Consider the following 3433-nt stretch of genomic DNA (forward strand, 5'->3'; position numbering starts at 1 on the left):
TATCATGCGGTGACCAGAAGACAAGATGTAATGTAGCAAAATCCGTAAAGATTTATTTATAGAATACGAGGAGGCTATTATTTGAAATGCTTATTATATTTAACGCTTTATTCAAAGATTGTATATATCATTACCACAAACTAGCAAACCAATAGACTAATGGAATAGTTACTAAACTCAAAATGGTTGAAATACTCATTAAGACGGTTGCTGGCCGCGCATCCCCATTTGATTGTAAGGTAAAAAGAACGACTAATCCTGCTACTGGACATGCACTAAGAATTACTGTGGTGAAGAGTGGAACACCAGTAATTCCCAATAATAATAAGATAATTGTTCCTAGAATCGGGAAGAAAATATTCCTTACGAAGAGACTTCCCCAGAGTGCAGTTGGTAATTTGATATTTTTAATACTTAGATTGGCAAGATTACTTCCGATGACAATCATTGATAGTGGAGTAAACGCTGGACTGGTGTAATCAATAAAACCAGAAATTAATTTTGGCAACCGAAAAGAACTAATGAATAGGAAAAGACCAATAATAATAGCAATAATATTAGGATTTAAAATAATTTTCTTTAACTGTGTTCCCCAATCATGAGGCTGCCGTTTTTGAAAAATTCCAATTCCCTGGGTCCACGACATGACATTAAAACCAATCATTGAAGCGACGGCATAGAAGACACCCACACTTCCGAAAAGTCCTTGTGCTAATGGAACGCCCATAAAACCATTGTTAGAATAGATGCTTCCATAAGTTGCAATTTGACGAATATTTTGGTCCTTTACTTTATGAAAAAGTAGTTTTGCAATCAAAATTGAAACAAAATAGGTCAGAAAGACACCAGCAATCAATAGTAATAATTGATAAAATCGTGATCGCGAAAACGGTTGTTCAAAGGCTTTAATAATTACGATTGGCGATAAAAAGTAGAGTGTAATATTGGTTAAATCATTAATTGATTGTGGATGGAGAAATCCGAGCTTTCTAATAACTGCTCCTAAAAGCATTAGTAAGAAAATAATGACGACTTGGTTAAAAATTTGCCCAATCGACATTGCACCACTTCCTTCAGTAAAAATCACAATTACTATTTTACAACAAAAAGGAGAATGATTTTACTGAAGGTGCCGACGCTCATTGCGATCAACGGCAAAAGGTTCTTAATAATGTATTAACAGGAGCGGAATCAATGGCGAAATTATTTTGATATAATGGCCTTAATGAATAAGAAGAAAAAAGTTTCATATGAAACTTTTTCGTTTACCTTTAACCACCATTTAAAAACATAAAACAGCTAAAATAGAAGATAAGAAAATCGCTTGGAGGGTGAAAAATGAATAAGGCTGTAATTATGTTAGTTGAAGATGAAGAGAGCCTTGCTAGTTTTTTGATTACTGAGCTAGAACTTGAAGGCTATGAAGTCATCTGGGCAAAAGATGGGCGCGAGGCACTAGAAATATTTAAAGAGAAAGAAATAACCTTAATCTTATTAGATTGGATGCTCCCAATTTATGATGGTCTCACAGTTCTGCGCCGAATTCGGCAATCAAGTAATGTGCCGATTATTATGATTACGGCTCGTAGTCAAACTTCCGATATTAGTATGGCACTTGATCAAGGATTAGATGATTATATTACTAAACCGTTTGAGATTGAGGAACTTTTAGCACGAATTAGGGTTGTATTACGACGATTGGGTCAAGAAAAAGCAGAGAAATATGATTATAAATTTGGACCATTTGAAATAAATTTACTAAAACATCAATTTATGGTTGATGGCAAACAGGTTCATTTAACGCCTAAAGAATTTTCCCTCATGGTTGCCCTAATTAAAGAACCAGGAGTCGTTCAAACCCGTGATGACCTTCTTAATGAAATATGGGGGGTATGATTTTGATGGTCAGACCAATACTGTTGATGTCTATATTCGTGCTTTGCGCAACAAGTTAGGCAAATACCGCGACTTAATTAAAACGGTGCGAGGGATTGGTTATGTATTAGGTGATGAGCAATGAGTAACACACATCCAGTAACTGCATCGCGGCAATTAACTCGTCTTTTCTTAATGTTGTTTGCAGTGATTTTGGTAGTTATTAACCTTCTTTTTGTGGTTACCGCTACTAATTTAATCTATCGTTATGCTGATGATCAGGCGGAAGAAGTGATTGAGACCATTGAGGAAGATTGGCCCGAAAATCAAGATCGCGAAACTTTTTTGAATGCTTATGTTGCTCGTCAAGACGATGACGCAATCGAGATCACTGATGGTAAACGAAAATATACCTCACCAAAAGCCCATAAAATTTTTAAACGAATTGACCGGCGGAATTTAGCAATCAAGAATCTACAGTTAACCCGGCATGGGGTCTATTATTTACGACAGCAAAAAGTTCATCATCAGCGAATCGTAAAAGTAGCGATTAATGTTGATGATTTAATTAAATTAACAGGCTGGCTCTTGATAGTGACTCTGTTAATTAACCTTGTAATAAGCATCATTGCTCTCCCAATCATTCATCGGTTGGCTAAACGATGGACCCGACCATTGACTAGTTTAGATAATGAAATCGATGCAATCACGCCTCAAAGTGATCGATTACAAACTTTAGCAGTTCCGCAGCAGCCGTTAGAAGTACGAAAAGTTGCGCAGTCTTTTAATCAATTATTAGAACGGCAGTACCGTATAATGCAACGAGAAAAAGAATTTATTGCGAATGCCTCCCATGAATTAAAGACCCCGCTTGCTGGAATTTTGGGACATGTAAACTTAATAAGAAGGCATGGGGATAAACATCCAGAATTAATTGGCAAATCATTAAAGTACATTGATCAAGAAGCACAGCGAATGAGTCAATTAATAAATGAATTGCTTATCCTAGAAGGACACCAAACTAAAAAATTAACAGAAATTAACTTATCAAAAATTATTTTCGCTGAAGTTGAGTCACTCCAAGGGGCATATCAGCAGAAATTTATTACGGATTTAAATCCGAATATATCTTACCGGATAACAAAGGGTGACTTTCAAAGCCTTGTGCATAATTTATTAGAAAATGCGGCCAAATATTCACCAACTGATTCAACAATTGATGTTCAGTTAACAACGGATGACCGCCACATAATTTTAAGAGTTGCTGATCAAGGTCAGGGAATTGCAAAAGAAAATCGCCAAAAAGTTTTCGAAAGATTCTACCGTGAAGATGAATCACACTCCAATAAGGTTACTGGTTCGGGAATTGGACTTTCAATTGTCAAAATGATTATTGAAAAATATCACGGAAAAATTACGATTCGCGACAATGAGCCAGTTGGAACGATTTTTACAGTTTACCTTCCTAAGTAAAAATGAAGATTTCTTCATCATACTTTCACCTATTCTTGGTTTTAGTTGGGAGATTATTTCGTAAATTGAACTACTCCCACTTAGC

2 protein-coding genes and 1 pseudogene are annotated in these 3433 nt (G+C 35.7%); 2 read left to right on the forward strand and 1 reads right to left on the reverse strand.

The window, feature by feature from the left end; genetic code table 11:
* Positions 1-130: 130 nt before the first annotated feature.
* A complete protein-coding gene (locus AACL61_RS03130; protein WP_003669430.1) occupies positions 131-1060 on the reverse strand; it encodes an AEC family transporter in 930 nt (309 codons plus the stop codon).
* A 278-nt stretch (positions 1061-1338) separates the two neighbouring features.
* Here AACL61_RS03130 and AACL61_RS03135 point away from each other — a divergent pair.
* Both AACL61_RS03135 and AACL61_RS03140 read left to right on the forward strand, forming a co-directional pair.
* A pseudogene (locus AACL61_RS03135) lies at positions 1339-2020 on the forward strand (response regulator transcription factor).
* Positions 2017-3348 carry a sensor histidine kinase gene (locus AACL61_RS03140; RefSeq protein WP_339110983.1) on the forward strand — a complete coding sequence of 444 codons (1332 nt, stop codon included), beginning with the start codon at positions 2017-2019 and terminating at the stop codon, positions 3346-3348. Before AACL61_RS03135 ends, AACL61_RS03140 begins: the two are co-directional and overlap by 4 nt.
* Positions 3349-3433: the final 85 nt, after the last annotated feature.

This window comes from Limosilactobacillus reuteri subsp. porcinus (assembly GCF_036621895.1).
In the GTDB taxonomy this organism is placed as follows: Bacteria; Bacillota; Bacilli; order Lactobacillales; family Lactobacillaceae; genus Limosilactobacillus; species Limosilactobacillus reuteri_J.

Excerpts from the sequence above, each read along its gene's own strand:
- AACL61_RS03130 (WP_003669430.1), bottom strand. The coding sequence starts at position 1,060 with ATGTCGATTGGGCAAATTTTTAACCAAGTCGTCATTATTTTCTTACTA.
- AACL61_RS03140 (WP_339110983.1), top strand. The coding sequence starts at position 2,017 with ATGAGTAACACACATCCAGTAACTGCATCGCGGCAATTAACTCGTCTT.